24 protein-coding genes, 1 tRNA gene and 1 pseudogene are annotated in these 24,003 nt (G+C 65.2%); 8 read left to right on the forward strand and 18 right to left on the reverse strand.

Annotated elements, in window-relative coordinates; genetic code table 11:
* Nucleotides 1-532: 532 nt before the first annotated feature.
* Nucleotides 533-1,825: a YibE/F family protein gene (locus WAX14_RS04805; protein WP_422626949.1), complete on the forward strand. Its 1,293-nt coding sequence runs from the start codon at nt 533-535 to the stop codon at nt 1,823-1,825.
* Between the two features lie 28 nt (nt 1,826-1,853).
* Here the strand turns inward: WAX14_RS04805 and WAX14_RS04810 are convergent, their stop codons facing one another.
* Nucleotides 1,854-3,305, reverse strand: a complete 1,452-nt coding sequence (locus WAX14_RS04810) for an Hsp70 family protein (protein WP_422626950.1) — start codon at nt 3,303-3,305, stop codon at nt 1,854-1,856.
* Between the two features lie 457 nt (nt 3,306-3,762).
* On the opposite strand from WAX14_RS04810, the gene WAX14_RS04815 reads away from it, so the two are divergent.
* Nucleotides 3,763-4,713, forward strand: coding sequence for a ScbA/BarX family gamma-butyrolactone biosynthesis protein (locus WAX14_RS04815; RefSeq protein ID WP_422626951.1), 951 nt, complete (start codon nt 3,763-3,765; stop codon nt 4,711-4,713).
* A gap of 31 nt (nt 4,714-4,744) precedes the next feature.
* On the opposite strand, the gene WAX14_RS04820 is transcribed toward WAX14_RS04815, so the two are convergent.
* Nucleotides 4,745-5,389: a ScbR family autoregulator-binding transcription factor gene (locus WAX14_RS04820; protein ID WP_422626952.1), complete on the reverse strand. Its 645-nt coding sequence runs from the start codon at nt 5,387-5,389 to the stop codon at nt 4,745-4,747.
* Between the two features lie 100 nt (nt 5,390-5,489).
* Between WAX14_RS04820 and WAX14_RS04825 the strand changes: the two genes are divergently transcribed.
* Nucleotides 5,490-6,383, forward strand: coding sequence for an NAD-dependent epimerase/dehydratase family protein (locus WAX14_RS04825; RefSeq protein ID WP_422626953.1), 894 nt, complete (start codon nt 5,490-5,492; stop codon nt 6,381-6,383).
* Between the two features lie 19 nt (nt 6,384-6,402).
* Here WAX14_RS04825 and WAX14_RS04830 read toward each other — a convergent pair whose 3' ends face one another.
* The 5 genes from WAX14_RS04830 to WAX14_RS04850 all read right to left on the reverse strand — a co-directional run bounded on the left by WAX14_RS04830 (nt 6,403) and on the right by WAX14_RS04850 (nt 8,760).
* Nucleotides 6,403-6,690, reverse strand: a complete 288-nt coding sequence (locus tag WAX14_RS04830) for a SelT/SelW/SelH family protein (RefSeq protein WP_422626954.1) — start codon at nt 6,688-6,690, stop codon at nt 6,403-6,405.
* A gap of 182 nt (nt 6,691-6,872) precedes the next feature.
* A complete protein-coding gene (locus WAX14_RS04835) occupies nt 6,873-7,031 on the reverse strand; it encodes a hypothetical protein (RefSeq protein ID WP_422626955.1) in 159 nt (52 codons plus the stop codon).
* 47 nt (nt 7,032-7,078) lie between these two features.
* A complete protein-coding gene (locus tag WAX14_RS04840) occupies nt 7,079-7,315 on the reverse strand; it encodes a hypothetical protein (protein WP_422626956.1) in 237 nt (78 codons plus the stop codon).
* A gap of 166 nt (nt 7,316-7,481) precedes the next feature.
* On the reverse strand, nt 7,482-8,072 hold the full coding sequence (gene dcd, locus WAX14_RS04845) for a dCTP deaminase (RefSeq protein ID WP_422626957.1): 591 nt from the start codon (nt 8,070-8,072) through the stop codon (nt 7,482-7,484).
* Between the two features lie 70 nt (nt 8,073-8,142).
* Nucleotides 8,143-8,760 carry a TetR/AcrR family transcriptional regulator gene (locus tag WAX14_RS04850; RefSeq protein WP_422626958.1) on the reverse strand — a complete coding sequence of 206 codons (618 nt, stop codon included), beginning with the start codon at nt 8,758-8,760 and terminating at the stop codon, nt 8,143-8,145.
* 136 nt (nt 8,761-8,896) lie between these two features.
* Between WAX14_RS04850 and WAX14_RS04855 the strand changes: the two genes are divergently transcribed.
* The 5 genes from WAX14_RS04855 (at nt 8,897) to WAX14_RS04875 (ending at nt 11,245) form a co-directional block, all read left to right on the forward strand.
* Nucleotides 8,897-8,967, forward strand: a tRNA-Gly gene (locus tag WAX14_RS04855).
* Between the two features lie 155 nt (nt 8,968-9,122).
* Entirely contained in the window at nt 9,123-9,245 is a 123-nt protein-coding gene (locus tag WAX14_RS04860; RefSeq protein ID WP_422626959.1) for a hypothetical protein, read from the forward strand.
* Between the two features lie 392 nt (nt 9,246-9,637).
* A complete protein-coding gene (locus tag WAX14_RS04865; RefSeq protein ID WP_422626978.1) occupies nt 9,638-10,279 on the forward strand; it encodes a nucleotidyltransferase domain-containing protein in 642 nt (213 codons plus the stop codon).
* Complete coding sequence (locus WAX14_RS04870; RefSeq protein ID WP_422626960.1) at nt 10,279-10,665, forward strand: hypothetical protein; 387 nt, start codon at nt 10,279-10,281, stop codon at nt 10,663-10,665. The genes WAX14_RS04865 and WAX14_RS04870 overlap by 1 nt, the downstream gene beginning before the upstream one ends.
* A gap of 316 nt (nt 10,666-10,981) precedes the next feature.
* Nucleotides 10,982-11,245: a transposase gene (locus WAX14_RS04875; RefSeq protein ID WP_422626961.1), complete on the forward strand. Its 264-nt coding sequence runs from the start codon at nt 10,982-10,984 to the stop codon at nt 11,243-11,245.
* A gap of 152 nt (nt 11,246-11,397) precedes the next feature.
* On the opposite strand, the gene WAX14_RS04880 is transcribed toward WAX14_RS04875, so the two are convergent.
* The 11 genes and pseudogenes from WAX14_RS04880 to WAX14_RS04930 all read right to left on the reverse strand — a co-directional run bounded on the left by WAX14_RS04880 (nt 11,398) and on the right by WAX14_RS04930 (nt 23,845).
* Entirely contained in the window at nt 11,398-11,634 is a 237-nt protein-coding gene (locus WAX14_RS04880; protein ID WP_422626962.1) for a hypothetical protein, read from the reverse strand.
* A gap of 35 nt (nt 11,635-11,669) precedes the next feature.
* Complete coding sequence (locus WAX14_RS04885) at nt 11,670-12,062, reverse strand: Fic family protein (RefSeq protein WP_422626963.1); 393 nt, start codon at nt 12,060-12,062, stop codon at nt 11,670-11,672.
* A gap of 5 nt (nt 12,063-12,067) precedes the next feature.
* Nucleotides 12,068-14,005, reverse strand: coding sequence for a sensor histidine kinase (locus WAX14_RS04890; RefSeq protein ID WP_422626979.1), 1,938 nt, complete (start codon nt 14,003-14,005; stop codon nt 12,068-12,070).
* 503 nt (nt 14,006-14,508) lie between these two features.
* Nucleotides 14,509-15,120: a TetR/AcrR family transcriptional regulator gene (locus WAX14_RS04895; RefSeq protein ID WP_422626964.1), complete on the reverse strand. Its 612-nt coding sequence runs from the start codon at nt 15,118-15,120 to the stop codon at nt 14,509-14,511.
* A 30-nt stretch (nt 15,121-15,150) separates the two neighbouring features.
* Nucleotides 15,151-16,209 (reverse strand): hydroxyneurosporene dehydrogenase, encoded by a 1,059-nt coding sequence (locus WAX14_RS04900; RefSeq protein ID WP_422626965.1) that lies wholly within the window; start codon nt 16,207-16,209, stop codon nt 15,151-15,153.
* Nucleotides 16,210-16,400: 191 nt separating this feature from the next.
* Nucleotides 16,401-16,562 carry a hypothetical protein gene (locus tag WAX14_RS04905; RefSeq protein ID WP_422626966.1) on the reverse strand — a complete coding sequence of 54 codons (162 nt, stop codon included), beginning with the start codon at nt 16,560-16,562 and terminating at the stop codon, nt 16,401-16,403.
* A 126-nt stretch (nt 16,563-16,688) separates the two neighbouring features.
* On the reverse strand, nt 16,689-18,014 hold the full coding sequence (locus WAX14_RS04910; protein ID WP_422626967.1) for an oxygenase MpaB family protein: 1,326 nt from the start codon (nt 18,012-18,014) through the stop codon (nt 16,689-16,691).
* A 113-nt stretch (nt 18,015-18,127) separates the two neighbouring features.
* Nucleotides 18,128-19,720, reverse strand: coding sequence for a long-chain-fatty-acid--CoA ligase (locus WAX14_RS04915; protein WP_422626968.1), 1,593 nt, complete (start codon nt 19,718-19,720; stop codon nt 18,128-18,130).
* A 68-nt stretch (nt 19,721-19,788) separates the two neighbouring features.
* Nucleotides 19,789-20,964, reverse strand: coding sequence for an acyl-CoA dehydrogenase family protein (locus WAX14_RS04920; RefSeq protein WP_422626969.1), 1,176 nt, complete (start codon nt 20,962-20,964; stop codon nt 19,789-19,791).
* Nucleotides 20,965-21,082: 118 nt separating this feature from the next.
* A pseudogene (locus tag WAX14_RS04925) lies at nt 21,083-22,515 on the reverse strand (aldehyde dehydrogenase).
* Between the two features lie 301 nt (nt 22,516-22,816).
* Complete coding sequence (locus tag WAX14_RS04930; RefSeq protein ID WP_422626970.1) at nt 22,817-23,845, reverse strand: zinc-dependent alcohol dehydrogenase; 1,029 nt, start codon at nt 23,843-23,845, stop codon at nt 22,817-22,819.
* Nucleotides 23,846-24,003 lie beyond the last annotated feature (158 nt).

A 24,003-nucleotide genomic window follows, 5' to 3' on the forward strand; every position in this document is an offset into this window, starting at 1 on the left:
AGCGGCAACACGCCGATCGTTGCGAAACGGATACCCGGACTCCCGGAGTCGCATCGCGGCAGGTAGAAGGACTCTAATGATCCTGAACCGGATTATTCGACCAGAGCGTGAGTGGCGACACACCGCCGAGTACTTCCCCGAACGCCGACACAACCAGTAGATTTGTCCACGGCACGCGCAATCGTGCCGGGCTCCCTGGCCGACGCCACCCCCCTGTGCGACGCCAGGTGAAGGTGGCGGGGACACCCCCCCTGCTCCCCGCCACCACCAGCCCACTCAGACCTCGGTCCGCACCCGGTCGATGTGCACCAATCGTGCATACCGGTCCGCGGAAGCCGGTTGTGCCTCCTGGCAACCCCCAACGCGCGGGATCGATTGAATCACAGAATTTCCGGCATATCCACACAAAGAGCCACTGCATTCGTGCTGCCGGCACCAGCTGCGATCCCGAGTTTGTTCCCCACACACATGCGGAACCGTTGGCGACGCGCCCCCGGGCGGCGACGTCCCCGACGGTGGCTAGCCTGTTGCAGTGAGTCACGGACACGGACACGGACACGGGCACGGACACGGACACGACGGCCCGGTCCCACTCGGCCCCGTCGCAGCTCGAGTTGTCGTCGGGCTGCTGACAGCCATCGGCATCGCGGTTCTACTCGGCACGATCGCCCTGTGGCCCAGCAGCAGATCCATCGACATCCCCGCTCCGTTTCAGACATCAGGCGGCGGAGCCGTCGTCACCGAAGCAGGCACCGTCGTCGCGCAGGACATCGGTCCGTGCGGCAGCGTGTCCTCGGGCCGCGTGTTCACCGGCGAGCCGGTTCCACCCGCCACGAACGCCTACGAATGTTCCCGCAGTGTGATTTCCATCGATTCGGGACCCAACGACGGCACCCGAACCCTGCTCGAGATCGCACCCGGGCCAGGACAACCGGACCTGCGTCTCGGCGAAGAGATCCGGCTGGTCCGGCAGACCGACCTGTCGGGCGCGACCCAGTACTCCTTCTACGACTACGCGCGGGGCCTGCCGATCGCGCTGATCCTTGTCGCATTCGCGGTCGTGATCATCGCCGTCGCGAGGTGGCGGGGGCTCAGGGCGCTGATCGGACTGTTCGTCGCATTCGCAATACTCGTGGGTTTCATGTTGCCGGCTCTGCTCGACGGGAAGCCGGCCGTGCCCGTCGCCCTGGTCGGCGGCTCACTGATCCTGTACGCCGTGTTGTATCTGGCGCACGGGGTGAACCTCCGCACCAGTTCTGCACTGCTCGGCACGCTGGCGTCGATGGGGCTGGCCGCGCTGCTGTCCTATCTCGCGATCCGCCTGACCCATCTCACCGGATTGTCGGAGGAACAGAACACCGACGTGCAGTTGTACCTCGAGCACGTGAGTATCACGGGTCTGCTGCTCGCCGGATTCATCATCGGTTCGCTCGGTGTCCTCAACGACGTCACGATCACCCAGGCGTCGTCCGCGTTCGAGCTGGCGGCGCTCGACCCGTCGGCAAGCCGCCGCGAGGTGTATTCCTCCGCGATGCGGGTGGGCCGCGACCACATCGCCAGCACCGTGTACACACTGGTGCTCGCCTACGCCGGCGGCGCGCTACCGCTGCTGCTGTTCTTCAGCGTCGCCGGACGATCGATTTCCGACGTCATCACCGGTGACGCCGTCGCGATCGAGATCGTGCGCGCCTGCGTCGGCGGCATCGCGCTGGCGTTGTCGGTACCACTGACGACCGCGATCGCGGCGCTGCTCGCCCGCCCCGTCCGAGCGAGGCGCGGCCCGGCACCCGTCACCGAACCGGTTCGCGGACGTCACGCCCGGTGATCGTGCAGCCGGCACGCCGAACCCGGCGCTACGGTCCCGGCAATTCGAATCGGGGCAGTTCGATCCGCGGTAGCTCCACCGGTGGAAGAACGGGAACCGGGATGTTCAGACCCGGAATCATCGGTGGCGGCGGAGGCGGCTCGGGAGCGGGCGGCACCTGACGCTGTGTGGTCGGTGGCGGTTCCGGTTCGACGGTGGTCGTGGTGGTCGTGACCGGCGCCGGCGCGACCGCGGGTTTCGGTTGCGGTTTCGACGAGGGCGGTGTCGTCACCACAGTTTCGGACGGCGAGGATTCGTCGGCCGGTGTCGAACCGAACACCGTGTTGCCTGCACCGAGCGCGACGCCGATCAACGCGACGACGACCAGCGCGGTGCCCGCAAGGCCCGCGCCGCTGATCTGTTTGCCGCTCACGCGCGGTCCGCGCGCAGTGAGCATTCCCCGCCAGGACCGCGCCCCGCCCGATTCGTCGCCTTCGGTGCCGGCCGGTTGCGTGGTCGGACGGATGATCCGATCGGTGCTCTGGCTCGCCGATGCGAACCCGTCGGCATCGGCAGGGGCGCCGGCCGGCCGCGCGGTTCGTTCGGTCGCCGACGGCGCGGCGATGCGCGACGCCCCGCCCGCCGACCTGTCGTTCGCCCGAGCCGCGAGCAGCGCCCCGCCCTTCGCGAGAACCAACTCCGGTTCGTGCGGCACCACCAGCGGCAACTTCAGCCAGGACCGTAGAACCTCCTGGACGAGCGGGATGTGCGCGCCGCCGCCGAGCAGCACGATCGCTTCCGGGTCTCGGCCCGCACGCTCGACGATGTCGCGAACGAACCGCGCCGACGATTCGACGCATTGTGCGATCAACGGGTCGAAGGTGTCCCGGGACATCAGGATGAGTCCGGCGGCTCCCGGCACGGCGACCGCGTCGCTCGCGGAGAGTTGTTCCTTGGCCTCGCGGCACTGTGCGTCGAATTCGGTGGACGTGACCGGATCGTCGGGCAGCCACACACCGTTGGTGCCGAGTTGGTGCGCGCGGATCGCGGCGTCGAACACCCGCCCGCCGACGGTATCGGTGCGTCCCGCCAGAACTTGACCGGACGGCAGGTCCACCACGGTCACGGTGAGCCCGGAATCGCCGAGGTCGTAGAACACGGCGGTGTCGGTGCACAGTTCACCGCTCGCGCGCAGATACGCGAGCGCGGCCTCGGACTCGGAGACCAGGCCGAACCTGTCGAGTCCCTGCTCCGACATGGCCGCACGAATCCGGTCGGCCTGAGTTTCGTCGCGGTAGACGATGCCGGCCGTGTCGATCGGTTCGCCTGCCACACCGGTCTGGAACAACACCCCCAATGTTTGAGCGGCGAGGCGAGCGGGGTCGTCGCGAGCCGTGTCCACCACCTGGAACTGATATCCCGCCGCCGGCGCGGTCCGATCGATCGGACGCACGATCCGGACGGCGCTCTCCCCCACGGTCACCCCGAGTACCGAACTCATCAGCCGCCTTCTACAGTTTCCAGCGCCGCTTCAGTACTCCACCCCCGGCGCTTCAAGACGGACTCGATGTTACCCAACAGCCCCGACAGGGCACACTGGCAATCGCCTGCCGTCGGTTCACGGCCCGAGGCATCGAGGTGACGCGCAGGTCGGGGACGTGACGGGGCAGGGCTGGCGACACGAACGCCGGACATATACGCCGACCGGATCACCCCTCGCAATCCGGTCGGCTTCCAGCCGAGCCGCTCCGGGCCGGGTATCCGCCGATCCCACCCCGGAGCGTTCCCGCTTCTCGCAATCCCCGACCCAGCAACCCTAACACGAAACCGGTCAATCGGTTTGTTACTTGAGAGTCACCTCGTCTATAGTCGCCGCATATCACCCGCATGCCGTTCGGCGAGGCCGTGCCTACTCGAGACGCGGCAGGTGCTCGCCCGAAACAAGGAGGGCCGCCACGATGGCCGGGCGCACCAGGACCGACCGACCATGTCCCGAGCAGTCATCCCCGGTCTTGCGGTTCGAAACACCCGTTCCACGGCGATTCGTGCACCGCCGCGCCATCGCCGAAGTCTTCCTCACCGACTGCATCGCCTCGGACGCTGCCGACACGTTCGTCCTGGGCGCACAGTGGCCGCGACTGCACGGCTTCTATCGCTCGCACACCCGCCGTCACGACACGATGCTGCTGGTCGAAACATTTCGCCAGGCCACCATCTACCTGGCCCACACGCGATACCGAGTTCCGCTCGGGCACCCCTTCGTGATGCACACCCTCCGCGTCGACACCGCACCCGAGCACCTGTTCGTCGGCGACCGACCCGCCGAGTTGACGATCACCGCCCACGTCGGCGATCGAATCCACCGAAACGGCATGCTGGCACAGTTCTCGGTCACGTACGTGTGCCACATCGACGGCACCGAAATCGGCCGCGGAGTCGGCACGGCCGGCGTGTTCACGCCCGCCGCCTACGCCCGCCTGCGCTGGGGCGAGTCCGGACCACGCGACATCGGGGCGCCCCACCTGCCCGACCCGATCGCCACCGGACTCGTCGGCCAGTTCCACCCCGACGATGTGGTCCTCGGCGCGTCGCGGAGCTCCGACCGGTGGGTCCTGCGCATCGACGATTCGCATCCGATCCTGTTCGATCACCCCGGAGACCATGTTCCCGGCATGCTCGTCCTCGAAGCGTTCCGGCAGGGCGCGCGCGCGATGCTGCATCAGCCCTGCGCGGATATCGAGACGATCGAAGTCGCCTACCACCGATTCGCGGAGATCGACGTGCCCGCGACGGTCGTGGCCACCCCGGCGCCGGACGATGCCCGCGCCGCATCCCTGTCGATCGAGCAATGGGGCCGGCCCATCGCCACCGGCCGAGTGCGCTTGGCACCGAACCCGATCCGGTTGTGACGGGGTAGAACGGTCAGGACGGCAGAACGTGTCAGGACGCGGCGACCGTCGACCACCGCGCGTGGCGAATCCGGGCGATCTTCTCGTGGCGGCCGACGGGAACTATCCCCGGCAACAGCAGTTCCCACATCTCGTCCAGTCGCTGCACGAGATCGACCCGACCGGTCAGGACGTTCGAGACGAGCTGCACACCGGTGAACGCGCCGATGCCGAATCGGGCGAGCACCGCGGGTTCGATCGTGCCGAGGAGGTCGCCGTCCGCCGATGCGCGTTCGGCCAGCATCTCGAACGCGGCGATCCACCCCAGGTAGGGCTCCGGAGGCCCCGCCACCGCACTGAGCTCCAGCGTCAACCGGATGCCCGCGCGAACCACCGGGTCGTGCACGATCTGCCGACCGATCTCGTAACTGAGCATGACCATCTGTTCCAGGGCCGAATTCCCGGTAGCGGCAATCGCTTCGACGGTAGCGATCGAGATGCCGTGCTGGGCGCTGATGATCGCCTGGGCCAGCTCTTCCTTCGACTTGAAATGGAAGTACAGGGCGCCCTTGGTGGTGCCTGCGATCTCCACGATCGAGCCCAGCGTGGAACCTTCGAATCCCTTCTGCTCGAATGCCTCTGCGGCACCCATGAGGATCTGCTGCCTGGTTGCCACCGCACGAGCCTGTTTGACCACGTTCGCTTCGCCCCTTACGACAAAAGTGAGATGAATTGTGACCGAATCCGCCGGCTGCCCTCCGAACACCATAGACGTAACCGTTGGTCACGGCCCGGCAGTGGACGCTCCGCGGATCGCACTGTTCGGCGCGACCGGGTTCATCGGTAGCGCAACACTCGCAGCGCTGACCAGCGCGGGGGCCGACTGTACCGCAGTTGCACGGCGACCAGGGTCGGTGACGTCGTCGGTGCAGCGTGTCGCCGGAGCCGACCTCACCGATCCGGCGAGCCTGGACGCCGCGCTGAGCGGCGCGGACGTGATCGTGCACGCCGTGTCGTACACCGGCACCGACCCGGAGCAAGCCGACGCCGTGAACCGGGCCGGAACCGAAAATCTCGTCGCCGCGGCCCATTCCCGCTGTGTGCCGCTGATCTACGTCAGCACGATCGGCGTCTACGGTTCCGGGCCGCATCACGGGATCGTCGAGGGAACCCTGGATCCGCAACCGGTGTCCGTGCTCAGTGCCAGCCGGTTCGCCGCCGAAAGATCCGTACTCCAACACGGAGGCACCGTGATCCGGACCGGATTCGTGCACGGCCCCGGCGACCGCTGGTTCACACCCGGCCTGGTCTACATCCTGGCCCGGCTCGGCGCATGGGTAGACGAGGGGCGATCGGTCCTGTCGCTGATCGACGTCGGCGATCTCGGCCGACTGCTGGCCGCGCTCGCGATGCAGGTTCCGCCGCTGGTGCCGGGCGGTGTGGTGTTGCATGCCGCGCACCCAGAGCCCCGGACGGTCCGCGAGATCGCCACCGAACTCGCCGCGGGCGGAACGTTCACGCTCCCACAGGGAAACCTGACGTTTGCCGAAGCACTCTCGCGAGCACCCGAACTGGGGTTGTCCGAACGCAACATCGATCTGGCCGGGCACGACCATCACTACGATTCGACCCGGATCTGGGAGCAGACCGGACTCGACATTCCGCCGGTGCGGCCGCTTCCGGCGTTCTGATGTCCATCACAACACCGAACTACCGGTGCGCCGCCCGATCGCCGTGACCGAGATCCCGGTCCGGGTCGACCACATCCCGAACTCGCTGCTTGAGGGTCACGATGTCCGGGAATCCCCCGTCCACCGTGCGATCCCAGACGGTCCGGCCGCCCGCATCGACCCGGAACACGCCACCGGTGCCGGGTATCAGCGCGACCTCGCCGAGGTCGCATCCGAAGGTGCTGAGCAGTTCCTGTGCCATCCACCCGGCCCGCAGCAGCCATTGGCACTGTGTGCAGTAGGTGATGGTGATCCGTGGTCCGGCCATGTGGCGAGGATATCGGTGACGAGGGAGGCCCCGCCGACCGTGGTGGGGGGTCGACGGGGCCTCGGCAGACCAGTGATGGGGGTACCAGTCTGCGGTCGCCCTCGCAGGGGGGATGGAGGACGACCGAAATGCACAGTAGTCGCCAAAATCGTTACTCGCGAGTACAAACTTGTTTGCGCGTGTCAGCTCAATTCCGTGCGCGAATCGTCGCGCCCACGGCGCTGAATCTCGACGATCTGCTCCTCGGTATCGGCGCGGCGAAGCACACGCCCGATGATCAAGGCCGCAGCCACCGACACCAAGACCCACGCGACGCCGCCGATGGCGATCCACCACCACATACGACGATTGTCCCCGATCTCCGGGACCGGGCCAACTACCACTACGGTCAGTGTTTCGGCTCACCGGGAAGTTCCCAGGTTTCGACACTCTCGCAAGCGACCGCGACGTCCCGCAACTCGATGAATCGGATGTCGAACCGGGAAGTGCATCCGGCGTCGCCGAGTCGCTCGTGCACCTGCCGGGAAATCCTCTCGACCGCGTCGACGTCCCGCGCGGTCCGCCGCGGCAGGTAGACCCGCACCGTGCCGACGGAACACGGACCGTGCGATTGGAACTCCGTCATCGTGCACTCCGCTCCGGATCGGATGGTGACCTATCCGAAAATACAAAGGGAACACGGCAGTTCACACGCGTAGGCGACTACCCGAATCCGTCGCGGCCCGGTCGGCTACCACGATGGTTCGAGGGAGCAACGCCGCGTAGTGCGCCACCCGATCGTCGAGTTTCGGTCAACTCGGGCGCGCATCCGGATGATCGTGCACGAAATTCAGATACGCCTTTGACGGAGTCGGACCACGCTGACCCTGATATTTGGACCCGGCCTTCGCACTGCCGTACGGATGCTCGGCGGGACTGGTCAACCGCAACAGGCACAACTGCCCGATCTTCATCCCCGGCCACAGCGTGATCGGCAGATTCGCGACATTCGACAACTCGAGCGTGATGTGCCCGTCGAAACCGGGGTCGATGAACCCGGCCGTCGAGTGCGTGAGCAGCCCGAGGCGACCGAGCGACGACTTCCCCTCGAGACGACCGGCGAGGTCGTCGGGCAGAGTGCAGCGCTCCATCGTCGAGCCGAGCACGAACTCGCCGGGATGCAACACGAACGATTCGCCCTCCGGAACCTGCACCAGCGACGTCAGTTCGTCCTGCCGCTGCGCGGGGTCGATGTGCGTGTAACGCGTGTTGTTGAAGACACGGAACAGGCTGTCGAGACGGACATCGACGCTCGACGGCTGCACCAACTCCGGGTCGAAAGGGACGATGGCCAGATGCCCGGAGGACAACTGGGCGCGAATGTCGCGATCGGAGAGCAGCACGGATAGAGATTAACAATGTGCCAGTCGCGTCCGAACCGACCGGAGGTCGCGCACGGCCGCGGCGGCCGGATCAGCGCAGGATTGTCGATGCCGCGAACAGCAGTTCGGTGCAGGCATCGACCACCTCGCTCTCCGTGAGCACAACCGTCGCATCGAGCCACGAGGTGAGGGCCTGGGCGAGACCACCGACGACGAAATGCGCGGCGAGGTCGAGACGCGAACTGGATTCCGCCTGATAGAAATCCGCTGCCTGCATCGTCACGAGCCCGGCGAACATGCGGGCGGATTCGAGCCGGCGGCGCGCCAGTTGCGGGTCGGCCTGGCTGACCGAGAACAGCATCCTGCCCATGCGTGGATCCTCCGCGATCTCGCGGACGATGTTCGCGACGGCCGCGTGCACGATGCTGCGTTCGTCGCGGGGAGCGGCCGCGACGGCGGCGAGTGTACTCTGCGCGATCTGCTGCACGACATGGTCGTAGACGGCGCCGGTCAGCGCGTCCCGGTCGTCGAAGCTCTCGTAGAAGTAGCGCGACGCCAGACCCGACTGTTTGCACACGCCGCGTACCGACAAGGTGGGTTCCCCGTCCGGTGCCCCGAGCAGGTCGAGGCCCGCCTCGATGAACTGCGCCCGGCGGTCCGCCTGCCGCTCCTCGCCCGCGCGTCCCCCGTAGCGCCGTCCCGTTGCCATGCGGTCATCTTCGCAGCCCACCCGAAACGGCGTCGCCCACACGGCAACGACCGGTGCCGAGGTCAGGCCCGGAGAGTCTGATACAGTGTGCGACGAGCGGGGGACGAGCTGACGGAAATCAGCAAAAGCCCAGCGTGCCGATGTAGTTCAATGGTAGAACATCAGCTTCCCAAGCTGAATACGCGGGTTCGATTCCCGTCATCGGCTCACTTGAAGGCCCTGGCAAGCGCATTGCGCAGCCAGGGCCTTCATAATCGGTGGTCGACTTTCCGCACGATGACCCTCGGCACCAGGTCCCCGTTCGGCTTCTCTCAGCCGTGTTCTCGACGGGAAAGACCCCCGAATTGACGTATACGCCAAGGATGGCCGATGCCGAGACGGGACAAACCTACGACCAGAAGCTCCTTGCCAAGGCACGCCCGGAAGGCTGGCGGCGTCATGCTGTATGGCGTCAGCAAGCTGGCCTCGATATTTCTTCCTGTTGACGTGCTTGCCTGATCAGTTCGAGATTGGTGTTGTCCGAGCCTGATCGCGCCCAAGAGCGCAGCCGGTTCACCGATGTCGGTCGACTGGACGCCCTTGTCCACCGTTCGGGGGGAACCTCAGCGACCGCGTGGTGCGCGAGGGTGGACACGGCTATGACACCGCCGAAAGCGACGACGCACCGTCAACGCTGTCGACAAGCCCCCACATACGATCGGCGGCGACAACGTCCACAACCGGAGTCGGCTCAATCTTCGGCACAGATTCCCGGTCCGAGTGCCGGAGTCGCGCGGACCGGGAAGAGCCCCGCCGTTCGCGCGTCCGAATCTCGTCACGCTACTCCAACTATAATTGCGATAATCTAATTATAGTTGAACTTGAGGAGGTGCCTACCATACAGCTGAACAGACCGCTGGCCACGGTAACCCCGACCCTGGACGGCGACGTGCTCACTGCCTTGGCCAGCGCGGACGTCACCTTCACGATCAGCCAAATCCAGCGCATCCTCACCACCGGCTCGGGCGAAGGCATCCGCAAGGTCCTCGCCCGCCTCGTCGCGCAGGGCGTGGTGCTACACGATCAGGTGGGCAGGACCAACACCTACCGCCTCAACACCGAGCATCTCGCCGCCGAGCCCATCATGGCGCTGTCCCGGCTGAACTCCACCTTCCTCGAGCGCCTCGAACAGCACCTGGACGAGTGGCGCACGACGCTGCGGTACGCCGCGGTGTTCGGATCGGCGGCGACCGGACGCATGACACTCGACAGCGACATCGACCTGCTCCTGGTGCGCGCCGCCGATACCGGCCACGACGGAGACGATGCGTGGGAGGAACGGGTCACCGAACTCGCCCGACTGGTCACCGCGTGGACAGGCAACGACGCCCGCGTCGTCGAGTACACCGAGGACGAGGTGCGTGCCGCAGCCGCCGCCGGTGAACCCCTGCTCCGTGATGTCGCGCAGCAGGGCCTGACCGTAGCGGGGACACGGAGCTGGTTCACCGCGCAGCTGCGCCCCACTGCGAGGAGAACCTGATGGCAGGGCAACGCGACTGCGACTCCGTTATCACTGCGGGGCGCATGTCCAAGGCGAACGAGTTCTTCGACGCTGCCGACCATCTCGGAGAGGAGATGTCCAACGCCGCCGGGGATTTGTACATCGACGCGGGTATCGCCGCCGCGGACGTGCTCTGCTGCGTGCGCCTCGGTGTGCACTCGAACACCGGTAACCACAGCGAAGCTGTTGCCCTACTCGAGCGTGCGGACAGTGGCTCCGAACGGCATCTGAACACACTGCTGAACGTGAAGAACAAGACTGCCTACACACATCAGGACCTGACCGCCGCGGAGTTGAAGAAGATGAACCGCGCGGCCGAGCACCTGCTCGAGGCAGCGAAGCAGGCCGTCGCCGCTCGGAGATGATCCGCCGCCCCGGATCCCAACGCCTGCCATTGCACACACGCAACATCGAGTGAGGCTCACCCGAACGATGGCCAAAGGGATGACATTCTTCAGGCGACTTCCGCCCGAACTGACGTCTCGATACCGTCGGAACTGAGCATCCCCCAGCAAAGTTCCGCCGATCAGCATTGCAGAAGTGACTCCAATTGTCTACCCGAGCGCTGCGTCCGTCATGCCCAACCCCGATCATGACGGTGGGCATCGTTGCCGAGGACCGCGACGGCGGACTGCAGTTGCTGGCTGCAGCGCGAGCGACGTTCTCCACGGTCGAGTTGGCATGGTCGATGGTGGTTATGCCGGGAGACTCGCTGGGTGGGCGAAACATGTTCTGTCCCTTGTAGTCGAGATCATGAAGCGCTCCGATGATGTCAGCGGATTCACGGCTCTTCCTCGCCGGTGGGTGGTCGAGCGGACGTTCGCGTGGATCCGTAGACACCGTCGGTGTGTCCGTGGCCATGAGGCTCTGCCGGAGAATCACGAAGCGATGGTGTATATCGCTATGGTCGCTACGATGTCGCGTCGGCTTGCTCGGTCAGCATGACCGTACGCCGGATCTCAAACATGCTGCACCAGACTCCCCCTACCCGTCTGCGGCACGAAAGATCCAGTGGAACAACCCGACACGAGCGGTCGTGCGGTCCGCTATGTCCACGCTCTGCCCGAAGACAAGCAAGGGAAGTCACGACGACAGCATCACTCCCCGTCCAGTTCGAGGAGCGATACGCCGCGCGCCGTGAGCCGGAAACGTAGCGGTCTCTTCGTCACCGTCTCAATGATTCCGGCATCGTCTAGGCGCCCCAGCCGTGGGCGGATGAACTGGCTGGATCGACCCACCACCTCGGCCAGGGTGTTCAACGTGACTGCGCGGTTCGCATCGAAGTAGTCGGCCCGACCCAGGGCGAACAGGACATGACCGATGGCGTCGCTCACAATCGGCGGCGTCGACTCGCGGTCGAGTCCCAAGTTCAGCGGAAATTGCTCTTCCGCAAGCAGAACGCGGATACGCGCCGCGAGTGTGTCGATCTCTGCCTGCGCTCGGAGAGATCGAGCAGCAGGCGATGTTGCGCCTCGGCGATGATCTCCAGCATGTCGATCAGGTAGGGCGTCAGATCTCCGCGATTCAAAGGATTCTCCGCGCCGGAGAACGCTTGGTGGTAGCGATCCTTGTTGTCGGCGACAGTCGCCGACAATGCCAGGCCCGCATACGGAGCCAGCACCTGCCTGAGATCCAGTGCGAGCAGGTAGCGTCCGGTTCGGCCGTTGCCGTCGTAGAACGGGTGCGTGTACTCGAAGATGAAGTGTGCAACCACTGCTCTGATCAACCGAGGGATCGTGTCGTCGCGTCCCTGACTCAGCATGAGTGTCACTGGACCAGGTCACCGTGTCTGGGGGCACTGCCGATCCGATCGGCGTCGGGGAGCCGGCGCGGCCATTCGACTGTGCTCCATGTGACGTCGGTGCCCGATCCGACGACCAACGTCGCTGGAAGATACACGCCGGCGGTGATACCACCGGCCGTGTCGGTGTCGATGGTGGGACGCAACCTCACCTGCAGCCCGTGCCGCTGCGCGACCCGACCCACCACGTACAACCCCATGTGCCGGGTGGCGTGCACATCGGCCTCCGCACCTTCCGCGATCCGCTGATTGATCTGGTCCAGTTCCGCAGGGGGAATACCGATTCCCCGGTCGATGATGTCGAGCAACAGGCCGTTCTCCACGGCGGGCGACACCAGGAACACCACCGAGGTGGTCGGGCCCGAGGCACGGAGGGAGTTGTCGAGCAGCTCGGTGAGCAGGTGGATCAGATCATCGACGACCCTGCCGATCAGGGTCACCGGCGGGACCGCACCGAGCCGTACCCGTTCGTAGTGCTCGACCTGCGAGACCGCGGCCCGCATGACGTCCGCGAGGGGTGTGTCGGATCGGGATGTGCGTCGGCCGCGGGTGCCGGCCAGAACCAGCAGGGACTCGCCCGTGCGGCGCATGCGTGCGGCCAGGTGGTCGAGTTCGAACAGGTTGTGCAACCGCTGTGGGTCACGCTCCTTGTATTCGAGGGTTTCGATCAGCGCGAGCTGCCGGTCGACCAGGGATCGGTTTCGGCGGGCGAGGGTTTCGAGCATGGTGGTGATCTGGCGGCGCAGCGTGGCCTGCTCGGCGGCCAGCAACAGCGCCCGACTGTTGACCCCATCGACGGCGCGGGCGACCTGTCCAATCTCCTCTGCGGTGTCGACTCCGATCGGGTCGATCGTGACGGTGGCCGGGTCGGTGTCGCCGCGGATCGCGGCCACCGCACTGGGCAGGTCGTGATAAGCGGCCCGTGTGGTGTCGTCGCGCAGTCGGCGCAGCGACGAGACCAGCATGCCGGCCAGGACCAGTGTGACCGCGACGGCGCAGGCCACCGCGAGCGCGACGAGGACGGCGGTGCGGATCGCCGCGGCCTGCGCGGCATCCCGCTCGGCGTTCAGCTCGACAACGATCCTGCCGACCGATGTGTCGATCAGGTCATTGGCGGCCGCCACTCCGGTGAGCAGCAACGCGGCCAAATCGGGCGCGCGGGTCGCCGAGGTGATCGGGCTCAGCAGCAGATTGTGGCGCCGGTCCGCCGCAGCGCGTAGCTCCGCGATGGTTTGCTGGTCTTCGTCGGCGCCGCGAAGCGCGGCGAGTGCGGCACGTTCGGAACCGAACGCCGTATCCAGCAGTCCGCGGGCGGTATTCGAGTCCTCAATGGATCCGGTGAACGCGGCAGCCTGATCAAACGACAACAGACCGGCGTTCCACAGGTCCAGCAGGCGCTGCGCCTCGTCGAACACGGCGGTGTTCCCGGTCTGATCAATCAAGGCGCGCACCGTGTGCTGGACCTGCAGACCGAATCGGTGTAGCTGCTCGATCAGTGCGGGCAGGTTCGCGCTGGGTGTGGCGGCGGCGCTGCTCAGTTCCCTGCCCTCGGCAAGCATCCCGCTCAGATCGTCGGCCACTACGGGGTCGAGGTCCTCCCGTGCGGCGAGGGCTTCGATGGATGCGGTGTGGTCGTCGAAGATCGCATCGTCATCGCCTACGGGTAGACCGAAGACCGGAACTCCAACAGCCGCAGCGACACTCATGGAGTAGCGCATGATTGCCGGGAGCACCGAGAGTTGTTCGGCGAGTGCCGCCGAATGAGACGTGCGGTCGATCTCGTCGGCGATCTGGACGCCGCCGAATCCGCTGAGTACGAACAGTGGTACAGCGACGATAATGGCGGCTTTCGTGCGAACGCCCCAATCTCGGGGACGGATGCGCCGAGGCCCGGCCGACTTCATCACGGGAATGACCCTTTCATTGCAGTGTCGGGACGGATACACGCGGCCGGAGCCTTCGAGTTTGCGAGGACGCCGATCAGCAGCGAATCACATTGATGCACTGCGTTTCCTGCGAGCCCGCAAAATGCGGGGCACCGGCGAACGTGTCGTCAAGATCCATATTGCGGGAATGGGCGACGCGCCGTGAATGGGTCGAGTCGACGCTGAGCGCCTGCTCGGTCCCTCTCATGTTCAACATACCGGCCGGCGGCCGGGCCACGCGGTTCAGGCGAGCACGATGACCTACCCGACGATCGGGAGGTGAACACCTCCACCGTTTCCCGTCGCGACTGATCCCCTGCGCCGCAAGAAGTTTCACCACGGACTTGGAGAGCCGTGCGGGCACAGGTCATCATGGAAGGCGCCAACGACCCGTGGTCCGGTACCACACTCCCACACTCCGGCAACCATCATCACCTCAGCAAAAGAGGCGACGAGGTCCTCGATCGACCACGCAACGCTACCTAGAAATTCCTGTTCCAGTACTGCGGCGAAGCCGCCATGATGAGCCGCGCTCCACGATCGGGGTCGAGGTCGGTCGTGGTCAGCCAGACGCGCACCGCACCGACCGCTCCGGCGGCGGCATAGGTGACTGCGATGTCGGCACCGGATGGGTCGTTTCGCAACTCCTCGGGCAGGACGCTGGGGCTATGAGCCACCCCGCGCCGCAGCGTCTCGCTGAACGCGTCCTCGAGCACACCTTGCAGGGGGGCGCCCTCCTCGATCGCAGTCCCGTGACGATAGAGATCGGCGTGCTCGGTGATGTGGCCGAGCAACCGAAGCAAACCGTTCGCGACGATATTCGGTGAATTCGGTGCGTCCTCGATCGCTTCCTCGGCGATACGGCGGACCCGTTCCCGCACCAGCGTCGCCAGGAGCTCGGCCGGCGAGGTTCCATGCCGATAGAACGTATCCCTGGTGACTCCGGCCTTACGACACAGACCCGCGACGCTGATCTCGGTGACGGGAAGCTGAGAAGCGAGCTCCCAGATCGCCGAGCCGAGTTTCGCCCGCGAGCGCAGATACCGAGGATCGTCTGCACTGAGCACCGTCCCGGTCCGGGAACCAGTCGTCATGACGAAAGTTTATCCATGGCGGGTTCGAGGTCAGGACCACGTGGTTGAGCCCGGAACCGTGGGACGCGGTTTGCCGAAGTAGAACAGTTCCCACAGTGCGGTGTCCTGGGCCTGATCGATTGCCGATCCGCCTCGGGTGTGCTCGATGCTCACGTCACCGGTGAACCGGTGGTACGCGCCGTTGAAGCCGGAGAACCGCGCGATCGGACGCGCCAGTGCGGGGAGCTGATCGACAAGCTTTTCCTGCAGGATCGTCTGCACACGATCGAACTGGACGTGAAAACGTTCCTCGCCGTCCTCGTAGTCGAAGGCGATCCGGTTGGCGACCGGTTTACCGGTCTTCTCGTCCTGGGTAATGTCCGCCGGCGTGAAGGTCGTCTTCGCGTGATCCTTGACCAGGATCACACCGTCCTTGGCGAGCATGAAGTTGATCTGCTGGTCGTAGTCGTACTTCTTCTCCGCGATGTTGCTGGCGACGATTGCGGTCCAGGGCCCGATCTTGGCTCGTGCCCAGTACCAATCGTGCAGTACCGACCACATTGGTGCGTCTCCCCAATTGTGGTCGTGATAGCCGGTGCCTCGCAGCGTGCGGGTCGTCCCGTCGATGGTGAGCTTCGCGGTCACATCTCCCTGCGGGACCGCCGGCAGCCACGCGAACAGCTTCGCATCGCCAGGGTCCCCGAAGTAGCTGTGGCTGGTCATGTGTCGGTACGACGGAACAGTGCCGACCAGATCGATCCCGACCTCGACGTCGTCGATCTGCGCATCGATGCGGTACCGATGAAGGTCACCGGTGAACCGGTTACGGCCCACGCGCACATCGCAGGTCGTCTGCGATGCACTGAACTCCGACGCCGAGCCCGTGTACTGCTTGGCGATGCTGCGACCGTCCGGAAGGTCGATGTGAATCGTCACCGACGGACGGAAGGGGCCGACCGGGGTGAAGGGCGAGCGCGCGTAGAACTGCACCACGATCGCGGTACCGTCCTCGAGATGTGCGTCGAAGTACCACCACTCCAGATTGCCGCTGTCGGTGGAGATTCGCTGCCCGTCTTCCCACTCCTCCACCTCGTCTTCGCGCAGCTTCAACCGTCGAAAGTCCTCATCCTTGCCTGCAAGCCAGAAGTTTCCCATTTCGCCCGTGCCTCTCCACTATCCACCCTATCTGACAGGTGTCAGTTTATGGTCGCGGTTAGATTGCGTCAACCGCACGCCCTGACTCCTCAACGTGCACCCGCAAGCCGAGCGGAGGGTCCTCACTCCTGCGGCGATCGCTCCCATCAGGGGGATGGTCCGGAATCGTTCTGCCCGGAGTGGTCCTGCTCGGCAATCGGCCATCCAACGAGATTGCCGTGATGGACGTGCTCGCCGCCGATGACCAGCATCGCGGCGACAGTGGCGACCTTCTCGGCCCGCCGGACGGAGATGTGGAAGATTCCCATCGCGTCGGCTTCCTTGTCGACGAAGTTGAAGTAGTGGTTCTCCTTCCAAGGAGCGCTTCGGTCCCTGGGTAGCCCTTGTCGATGAACTCGTCGTGTGGCGTCAGTGTCATCGGTGGTGCTCCTCCGTCAGTGGGCGTCAGTGGTCGGCGTGTAGTTGGAATCGTCGGTACGGAACTCTGCCCCTGCGTAACGTTCGAGGACCTTCGAAACCTTGTGTGTGAGCCGGCGGTCGGCAATGTCGCGCACTGCGGGGATGCGGTGTGCAATGTCGAACGGCAGCATCCGGGCTTTGATGTACACGCCGACGGCGAGAGCACGAAGTTTGTCCGCGGGGGTGATGTCGACACCCATCGCGGCGGCTCGATCGGTGTCGCCGTTGAGCTGGATGCGTGCGAAGAATACTTTGCTGAAGCTCGGCTCGAACCGGGCGCGGATTCGAGCACCGAGAGTGTCCTTGGGTTCGAATGAAGCGTTGAGCGTGCTCACGAGGAGTTGGCCGCAGGTCTCGTCGTCCCAGTCCTTACGCAGGGTCCCGTACCGGGTGGCCATCACGTCCACGATTTCCCTGGGCGTGACGGGCAACAAGTCCCGGGGCAGCCCCAAAAGATGGCAACGGTAGTTACCGAACTCGACACGAGCGCGTTCGTCGGGGTTGAAGTGATCGCGGCCACCGGCCAGCACGCCGAGCGAAAGTTGGAACAATCCGATGTTGCCCGCCGGCATCTGATCGGCCTGGGGAATCGGAATGCCGTACTCGCTGCTGTTCCAGCGCCCGCGCTTCATGATGTTGATCCGGACCATCGAATGCATGAGACGAACCATCGCTGCGGCGTGGAATCCCGTGCCGCCGGGTTCGAGTGCTCCTGGCAAGACCGAGGATGTGAAGAAGGCGGCAGTCTCCTTCACCCGCTTACCCGCCGTGCGCTCGGAGAATGCCCCTGTGATCGCCATGGGGAGCGCGGTGTACTTGTTCATGAACGTACCGATCAGCCCGCCACGGATCGCGTAGTGCAATACATGAGCAGCGGAGTTTCGTTCCAGGGCGGCGCCTTGCTTCACAAGATTCATGTCGATCCACTCCGGGATCTGTGTCATGTCGGCGATGAAGTCGACAAGTTCCTGCGGCGCGTCCTCGACGTTCTCGACGCCTCGCTGGCAAGCCTCGACGAGCATGTCGACAAGTCGCTTGAATCCGTATTCGGGCATCAATGCTGCGTATGCGTCACCGACACGGTCACCGAGCATCGTGTAGTCGGCGATCAGCGAGACCAGTTCCTTGTTCGCCAGGAGTCGGGGCCGTTGGTCGGCCAGCTCGGTTCGAAGCTGGGACGGCACTTCGGGATCGGTTGTGAAACGCAGAGGTACCGTCTCGAAATCGATCGATCCGTATATGGCTGGGATCGCGGCCTTCTGATCTCTCACCTGTGCTGTTCGGTCTTGTGCAGTCGTCATGATTCGATCGCTCCTTGTTTCTGGACGTTGCTTGTTCTGGTGCACTCGATCGAGGGTCGGGATGACCCGCAGTGCGCAATTGCGTTGGCGTCGTATTCGTATGGGGCGGAACGTCAGATCGGGCGTGCCGTCGACGGCCCGCTGCCTCGCAGCGTGTTCTTGAGGATTTTTCCGGATGCATTGCGTGGGAGTGCATCGACGAGATGTAGCCGGGTCGGGAGTTTGTACTTCGCAAGCGATGTGGATGCCCACTGCCGGAGGGTGTCGGTGTCGAGGGCGGGGGCGCCGGACCGGAGAACGGCATAGGCAACCGGCGTTTCGCCCCAGGCCGGGTGGGGGTGGCCGACAATTGTGACTTCGGCGATGTCCGGGTGTGCGGCAAGGACGTTCTCGACTTCCGAACAGTAAATGTTCTCGCCACCGGAGATGATCATGTCCTTGGCCCGATCGACGACGTAGACAAACCCTTCGTCGTCGACACGGACGAGATCGCCGGAGTGAAACCAGCCGCCGTGGAATGCGTCGGCGGTGGCGTCGGGGCGGTTCCAGTAGCCGAGCATCAGCCCGGGGCCGCGGTAGACGATCTCGCCGACCTCGCCCGGCGCGACATCGCCCATGTCGGGGTTGACGACGCGAGCGGTGACAGCGGCGATGGGGCGTCCGACGGAGCCCAGTTTGCGGATCGCATCCTTACCGTGGAGGACGCAGGTCACCGGGGACATTTCGGTCTGGCCGAACAACGCGACGCTCATCGCCCGGGGGAAGGCCTCGGCCATGTGTCGCAGGAGGGTATCGGTAGCGGGCGCGGCACCCCACCCGAGAATCCGCAGTCGATCGAGTTTCCGGGTGGCGACGTGCGGCTCGGCGCACAGTGCCTGCCACTGGGTCGGTACGAGGAAGACGCTGGTGACGCCTTCGGTTTCGAGCACGTCCAGGATCTCGTGTGCGGCGAATGCCCGGGTGGGGTGGATGACGAGGGTGCCGCCGACGAACAGAGTCGGGACGACGGAGCCGATTGCACCGATGTGAAACAACGGTGAGGCGATCAGGTTGACCTCCTCTTCGTCCACGTAGTGGAAGGCGCGCATGACGGTGATGCCCTGCGCTTGCAGGTTGAGGTGGGTCAGGATCGCGCCCTTGGGTTTTCCGGTGGTGCCGGAGGTGTACATGATCAGCGCGGGGGTGGTTTCCGGCACGTCCGGCAGGACGATCGGTTCGTCCGGAACGCCGTCGAGGAGAGCTGCGTACGACTCGAAACCGGCGGTGTCGGTTCCGGTTGCGATCACCCGGGGTGGTTCGTCGAGTTCGGCGAGGGCAGCGGCAACGATCGGAATGCCCAGATCGTCGCCGACTACGATTTTCGCGCCGGAGTCCTCGAGGATGTAGGCCGTTTCCGGGCCGGTCAGCCGGAAGTTGACCGGCACCGCGATCGCACCGAGAAGGTTTGCAGCCAAAACTGTTTCGATGAACTCGGGGCAATTGCCGGTGACGAGTGCGACGCGGTCGCCGAATCCGACGCCGCGGGCGGCGAAACCCTGCGCCAAGGCGTGCACTCGGTCCCGGAGCTGAATCCAGGTCGTGGTCGATCCGTTGAACCGGATAGCGGGACGGTCGCCGAGGGCTGCAGCATGCCGTTCGAGGTGATTCATCCAGTGCGAGCGCCGCGCGAGGTGAGGCTGATGGGTCTGTTCGGTCGTGGGGACCACGTGTTGCACCTTTCGGGAGAGGTCGCCGGGAAAGTGCGGAATCGGAGCCTGTCCATGCGGGGTGTTCATCAGCGGACCTGCAGGACGTCGCGGGCGATGATCGTCTTCATGATTTCCGTGGTGCCACCGAAGATGGTGGTGATACGGGTGTCGGCGAAGGCCCGGGCGATCGGGTATTCGAGCATGTAGCCGTAGCCGCCGAACATCTGAACGCACCGGTCGACGATCCGTTTGTGCATTTCGCTGGCCCACCACTTTGCTTTTGCGGCATCGACGGCGGACAGTTCGGTGCGGTTGAGGCGGGTGACGGCGTCGTCGATGTAGGCCTGGGTGACCTCGAGTTCCGTGACCATTTCGGCGATGGCGAACTGGGTGTTCTGGAACTCGGCGATCGTCTTGCCGAACGCTATGCGCTGGTGGACGTAGTCGATGGTCCATGCGAGGGCGGCGCGCGCACCGGCACAGGCGGTGACAGCGATGCTCATCCGTTCGAGCGGCAGGTGCGACATCACGGCGTGGAGGCCGCGGCCTTCGGTCCCGAGAAGAGCGCCCGGATCGAGCCGGACGTCGTCGAAGTTCAACTCGGCAGCGTCCTGTGCTCGCAGACCGACCTTCTTCAGGCGCCGGCCGCGGCTGAAACCGGGGGTGCCGGTCTCGACCGTGAACAGGCTGAATGCCTTGCTTCCCGAGTCGGGGGCGGTGTCGGTCCGCGCGACGACCACCACGACGTCGGCATTGATGCCGTTGCTGATGAACGTTTTGGACCCGTTGAGGATCCAGCCGTCACCGTCGCGTCTCGCGGTGGTACGAATGCTCTGCAGGTCCGAGCCTGCACCGGGTTCGGTCATGGCGATCGCACTGATGAACTCTCCGGTGGCCATCTTCGGCAGCCATCGCTTCGCCTGTTCCGGTGTGGCGAGATCGATGAGATACGGGAGCGTGATGTCGGTGTGGGTGGCGAATCCGGCGGCCAGCGACGTCGCACCGACGCGGGCGCTCTCCTCGATCATTGCGATGCGGAACCGATAGTCGCCGACGCCGGCGCCGCCGAGGTCCTCGGGTACGGGAAGTCCCAGGAACCCGGGGGCGCCGGCTTTGGTCCAGATCTCGCGCGGAATGTCGCCGGCGTCGTCCCATTCCTCGATGTGGTCGACGACCTCCCGGGTGAGAAACTCCCTGAAGCTCGAGCGGAATGCCTCGTGTTCGTCGTCGAAGAGCGAGCGGCGCGTGTAGAGATCGGACATGCGGGTCGGAGCCTTTCGATGGTGTTATGCCACAGTCGAACCCACCGGGTGACGGAGAATCCGGTAGCCACCGGGATTTCGGATCGGTGCGCGAGAGGACTTGCGGCGTGGCCGTTCCTCAGCCGGCCGCCGCGGCGACCGTGTAGACGGACTGGTAGGTGAGGTAGGAATCGAGTCCTTCGGGCCCGAGTTCACGGCCGTATCCACTGGCCTTGACTCCACCGAACGGTGAGCCGAGATCGAGAGAGTAGGAATTGATCCCGACTGTGCCGGTCTCGATCCGACGGGCGATCCCTGCTGCGCGCTCGAGGTCGCTGGACCACACAGTTCCCCCGAGACCGAATTCGCTGTCGTTCGCGAGCTGGACTGCCTGGGAATCGCTGTCGTACTTGATGATCGACAGGACGGGGCCGAAGATCTCCTCCTGCGCGATGGTGTGGTTGTTGTCGACATCGGCGAATACCGTCGGTGCGACGAAGAAGCCGTCGAAGCCGCTGACTGCGCCGCCCCCGGTGGTCAGGCGCGCCGAGCTGGCTCTGCCGGCGTCGATGTAGCCCAGCACGCGCTTCTGGTGGTGGGCGGTGACCAGAGGACCGATCTGGGTGTCCTGCTCGAGGGGGTCGCCGACCGTGAAGGACTTCACGACCGAGGTGACGGCGTCAACAATCTCGTTGTATCGGCTTGCCGGGACGAGCAGTCTGGTGGTGGCATAGCAGGTCATGCCGTTGTTGGCGAAACAGGCGCCGTGAAGACCGTCGGCAAGGACATCGAGGTCGACGTCGTCGAGAACGATGCCGGCCGATTTGCCGCCGAGTTCGAGCGTGACCGGTCGCAGGAGCCGGCCGCATGCCTCGCCGATCGCGCGGCCGGCCGGGGTGGAACCGGTGAACGCGACCTTGTCGATACCGGGGTGGGAGACCAGGTGCTCGCTGGCATCGAGTCCGGCCGGCACGATGTTGAGCACACCCGGCGGCAGCCCCGCCTCCAGTGCGGCATCTGCGAAGACGAAAGCGTCGAGCGCGGTCTCGAGGGCGGCCTTGAACACGACCGTGCATCCGGCGGCCAACGCAGGGGCTATCTTCATCATCGCCAGGGTCTGGGGGTAGTTCCACGGGGAGATGGCGGCGACGACACCGACGGGTACGCGGCGCACCTCGGTGCTCCCCACGAGGCTGGGGCGATGTTCTTGCCATGCGGTTGTGCGCCCGAGCCCTGCATACATCGCGAGCAGCCCCGCGGGGGCGAGTCCGTTGGCGGATGCCGACAGCGTGATCGGCATCCCGTTCTCCTGGCTGCACAACGCCGCGGTATGCGAGCCGCGAGTGCGGAAGCGAAGCGTTCGAGTATGTCGGCACGCTCGTGCGCGGAGGTTCCGGACCACCCCGGCAGGGCTGCGTTGGCTGCCGCCACGGCAATGTCGATGTCCACTGTGCTCGCGGTGGCGGCGACGCCGAGGACCGTGGCGTCAGTCGGATTCACCACGTCCACGGAGGCGCCGGAGCCGGCAACGAAGGTGCCGTCGATGAACAGGTGGGGACGGTCGAATTTCATGATGTCTCCTGGTTGGGGATGGCGTGCGGGAAGAGATTCCAGCGGGGCCGACGGGTGTCCGGTCGGAGGAGTGCATCGAGTCCGCCCACCTGCTGTCCCCGACGGCCGCAACGTCGACCCCGAGCGGTAATGGGCTCACCGAACGAATCTGCATTGCAAGGGATGTGACCGAATTGGCGGAATTCGCCGGGGAGGGTCGTCGCGTCGTCCGAATCCTGCTGCGTACGCGTCGTCTGCAGCGACAGCGATGATCAGTGGGGTTCTTCCCCTCCGATCGCACGACCCGAGGTCCCGTTCGTAGCTACGGTGTCGGGGCGTGTGAAATCAGGACTTTGACATCACGACTCTTACCGCTGGCGAGGTCACGGATTGCCGCATCCGCATCGTCGAGATTCACGACGGAGGTGATCAGCGCGTCACGGTTGACTTTGCCGGACGCAAGGGCCTGCAGTGACTCCTTGAAGTCACTGCGGCTGTACGCGGTGGAACCGACAATAGTGAGTTCGTTCAGTACGACGGAGGTCAGCAGAACCTCCGACGGCTTGGTCGGTATACCCACGATCACCAGCCGTGCCCCGTACTGGAGAAAATCCAGCGCCTGTTGGGCGACGCTCGGATGTCCGCTGCAGTCGATCGCCGCACGGGGGCCGTGCGGGAAACGGCCGGCGATCTCCTGCGCCGCGTCGTCCGGGTTAGTAACTGCAGCACCGAGATTCAGCGCTTGTTCTCGACGTTCCGGGTTGGGCTCGACTACGAGAATGTCGGTGATTCCCCGCGCGTGGAGTGCCTCGGTGCAGAGAAGCCCGATGGGTCCGGCGCCGATCACGACCACGGCGTCACCTGCCTCGACGCGCGCGTGGGAGACTGCGCGGACGGCGACGGCAAGTGGTTCGGTCAGCGCGGCATCGCGGAGGCTGAGCTCGCCGGGGACGCTGCACAGCATGTGGCTGGGGACCGTGACCGTCGAGGCCAGGCCTCCGGCACGGCCGAGCCCGGGCCCTGCGAAAACACCCGCGATACAGATGGCGTTGTCGTCGTTGCTCAGGCACGCCGGGCACTGCCCGCACGGGTCGATCGGCAGCACAACCACGCGATCCCCGACCGCCCAGTCGAGCACGTCGTCGGCGACGGCGCTGATCACGCCGGAGAATTCATGACCGAGGATGTGTCCGGCCATGGGTTCCGGTGGGTCCATGAAGAAGTGGATATCCGATCCGCACAGCCCACAGTAGGCGACGTCGATACTGACCTCGCCTGATGAAGGTGTGGGGCAGTCGGTTTCGGTGACCTCGAGTGCTCGATCGGAGCTGATGACTGCGGCGATTGTCATGATGTGCCTTCTCGTGAGGACGTTGTGGGTGCGGTTCCAGCAAGGATTCGTTACTCGATCTCGAGTGCGAGCATCGGGACGCGGGTGCTTTCCGGATCGGCCGGGAGTGGAGGTCTCGGGTGGGTATCGCTGCGCCGCCCGGTAGCGGACGTGCAGCG

Source organism: Rhodococcus sp. (in: high G+C Gram-positive bacteria) (assembly GCF_049299235.1).
Taxonomy (GTDB): Bacteria; Actinomycetota; Actinomycetes; order Mycobacteriales; family Mycobacteriaceae; genus Rhodococcus.

Coding starts and splice junctions, on each gene's coding strand:
- WAX14_RS04810 (WP_422626950.1), bottom strand. CDS start 3,305: ATGAGTTCGGTACTCGGGGTGACCGTGGGGGAGAGCGCCGTCCGGATC.
- WAX14_RS04815 (WP_422626951.1), top strand. CDS start 3,763: ATGGCCGGGCGCACCAGGACCGACCGACCATGTCCCGAGCAGTCATCC.
- WAX14_RS04830 (WP_422626954.1), bottom strand. CDS start 6,690: ATGGCCGGACCACGGATCACCATCACCTACTGCACACAGTGCCAATGG.
- WAX14_RS04835 (WP_422626955.1), bottom strand. CDS start 7,031: ATGTGGTGGTGGATCGCCATCGGCGGCGTCGCGTGGGTCTTGGTGTCG.
- WAX14_RS04840 (WP_422626956.1), bottom strand. CDS start 7,315: ATGACGGAGTTCCAATCGCACGGTCCGTGTTCCGTCGGCACGGTGCGG.
- WAX14_RS04850 (WP_422626958.1), bottom strand. CDS start 8,760: ATGGCAACGGGACGGCGCTACGGGGGACGCGCGGGCGAGGAGCGGCAG.
- WAX14_RS04860 (WP_422626959.1), top strand. CDS start 9,123: ATGGCCGATGCCGAGACGGGACAAACCTACGACCAGAAGCTCCTTGCC.
- WAX14_RS04870 (WP_422626960.1), top strand. CDS start 10,279: ATGGCAGGGCAACGCGACTGCGACTCCGTTATCACTGCGGGGCGCATG.
- WAX14_RS04875 (WP_422626961.1), top strand. CDS start 10,982: ATGGTCGATGGTGGTTATGCCGGGAGACTCGCTGGGTGGGCGAAACAT.
- WAX14_RS04885 (WP_422626963.1), bottom strand. CDS start 12,062: ATGCTGAGTCAGGGACGCGACGACACGATCCCTCGGTTGATCAGAGCA.
- WAX14_RS04890 (WP_422626979.1), bottom strand. CDS start 14,005: ATGAAGTCGGCCGGGCCTCGGCGCATCCGTCCCCGAGATTGGGGCGTT.
- WAX14_RS04895 (WP_422626964.1), bottom strand. CDS start 15,120: ATGACGACTGGTTCCCGGACCGGGACGGTGCTCAGTGCAGACGATCCT.
- WAX14_RS04905 (WP_422626966.1), bottom strand. CDS start 16,562: ATGGGAATCTTCCACATCTCCGTCCGGCGGGCCGAGAAGGTCGCCACT.
- WAX14_RS04910 (WP_422626967.1), bottom strand. CDS start 18,014: ATGACGACTGCACAAGACCGAACAGCACAGGTGAGAGATCAGAAGGCC.
- WAX14_RS04920 (WP_422626969.1), bottom strand. CDS start 20,964: ATGTCCGATCTCTACACGCGCCGCTCGCTCTTCGACGACGAACACGAG.
- WAX14_RS04930 (WP_422626970.1), bottom strand. CDS start 23,845: ATGACAATCGCCGCAGTCATCAGCTCCGATCGAGCACTCGAGGTCACC.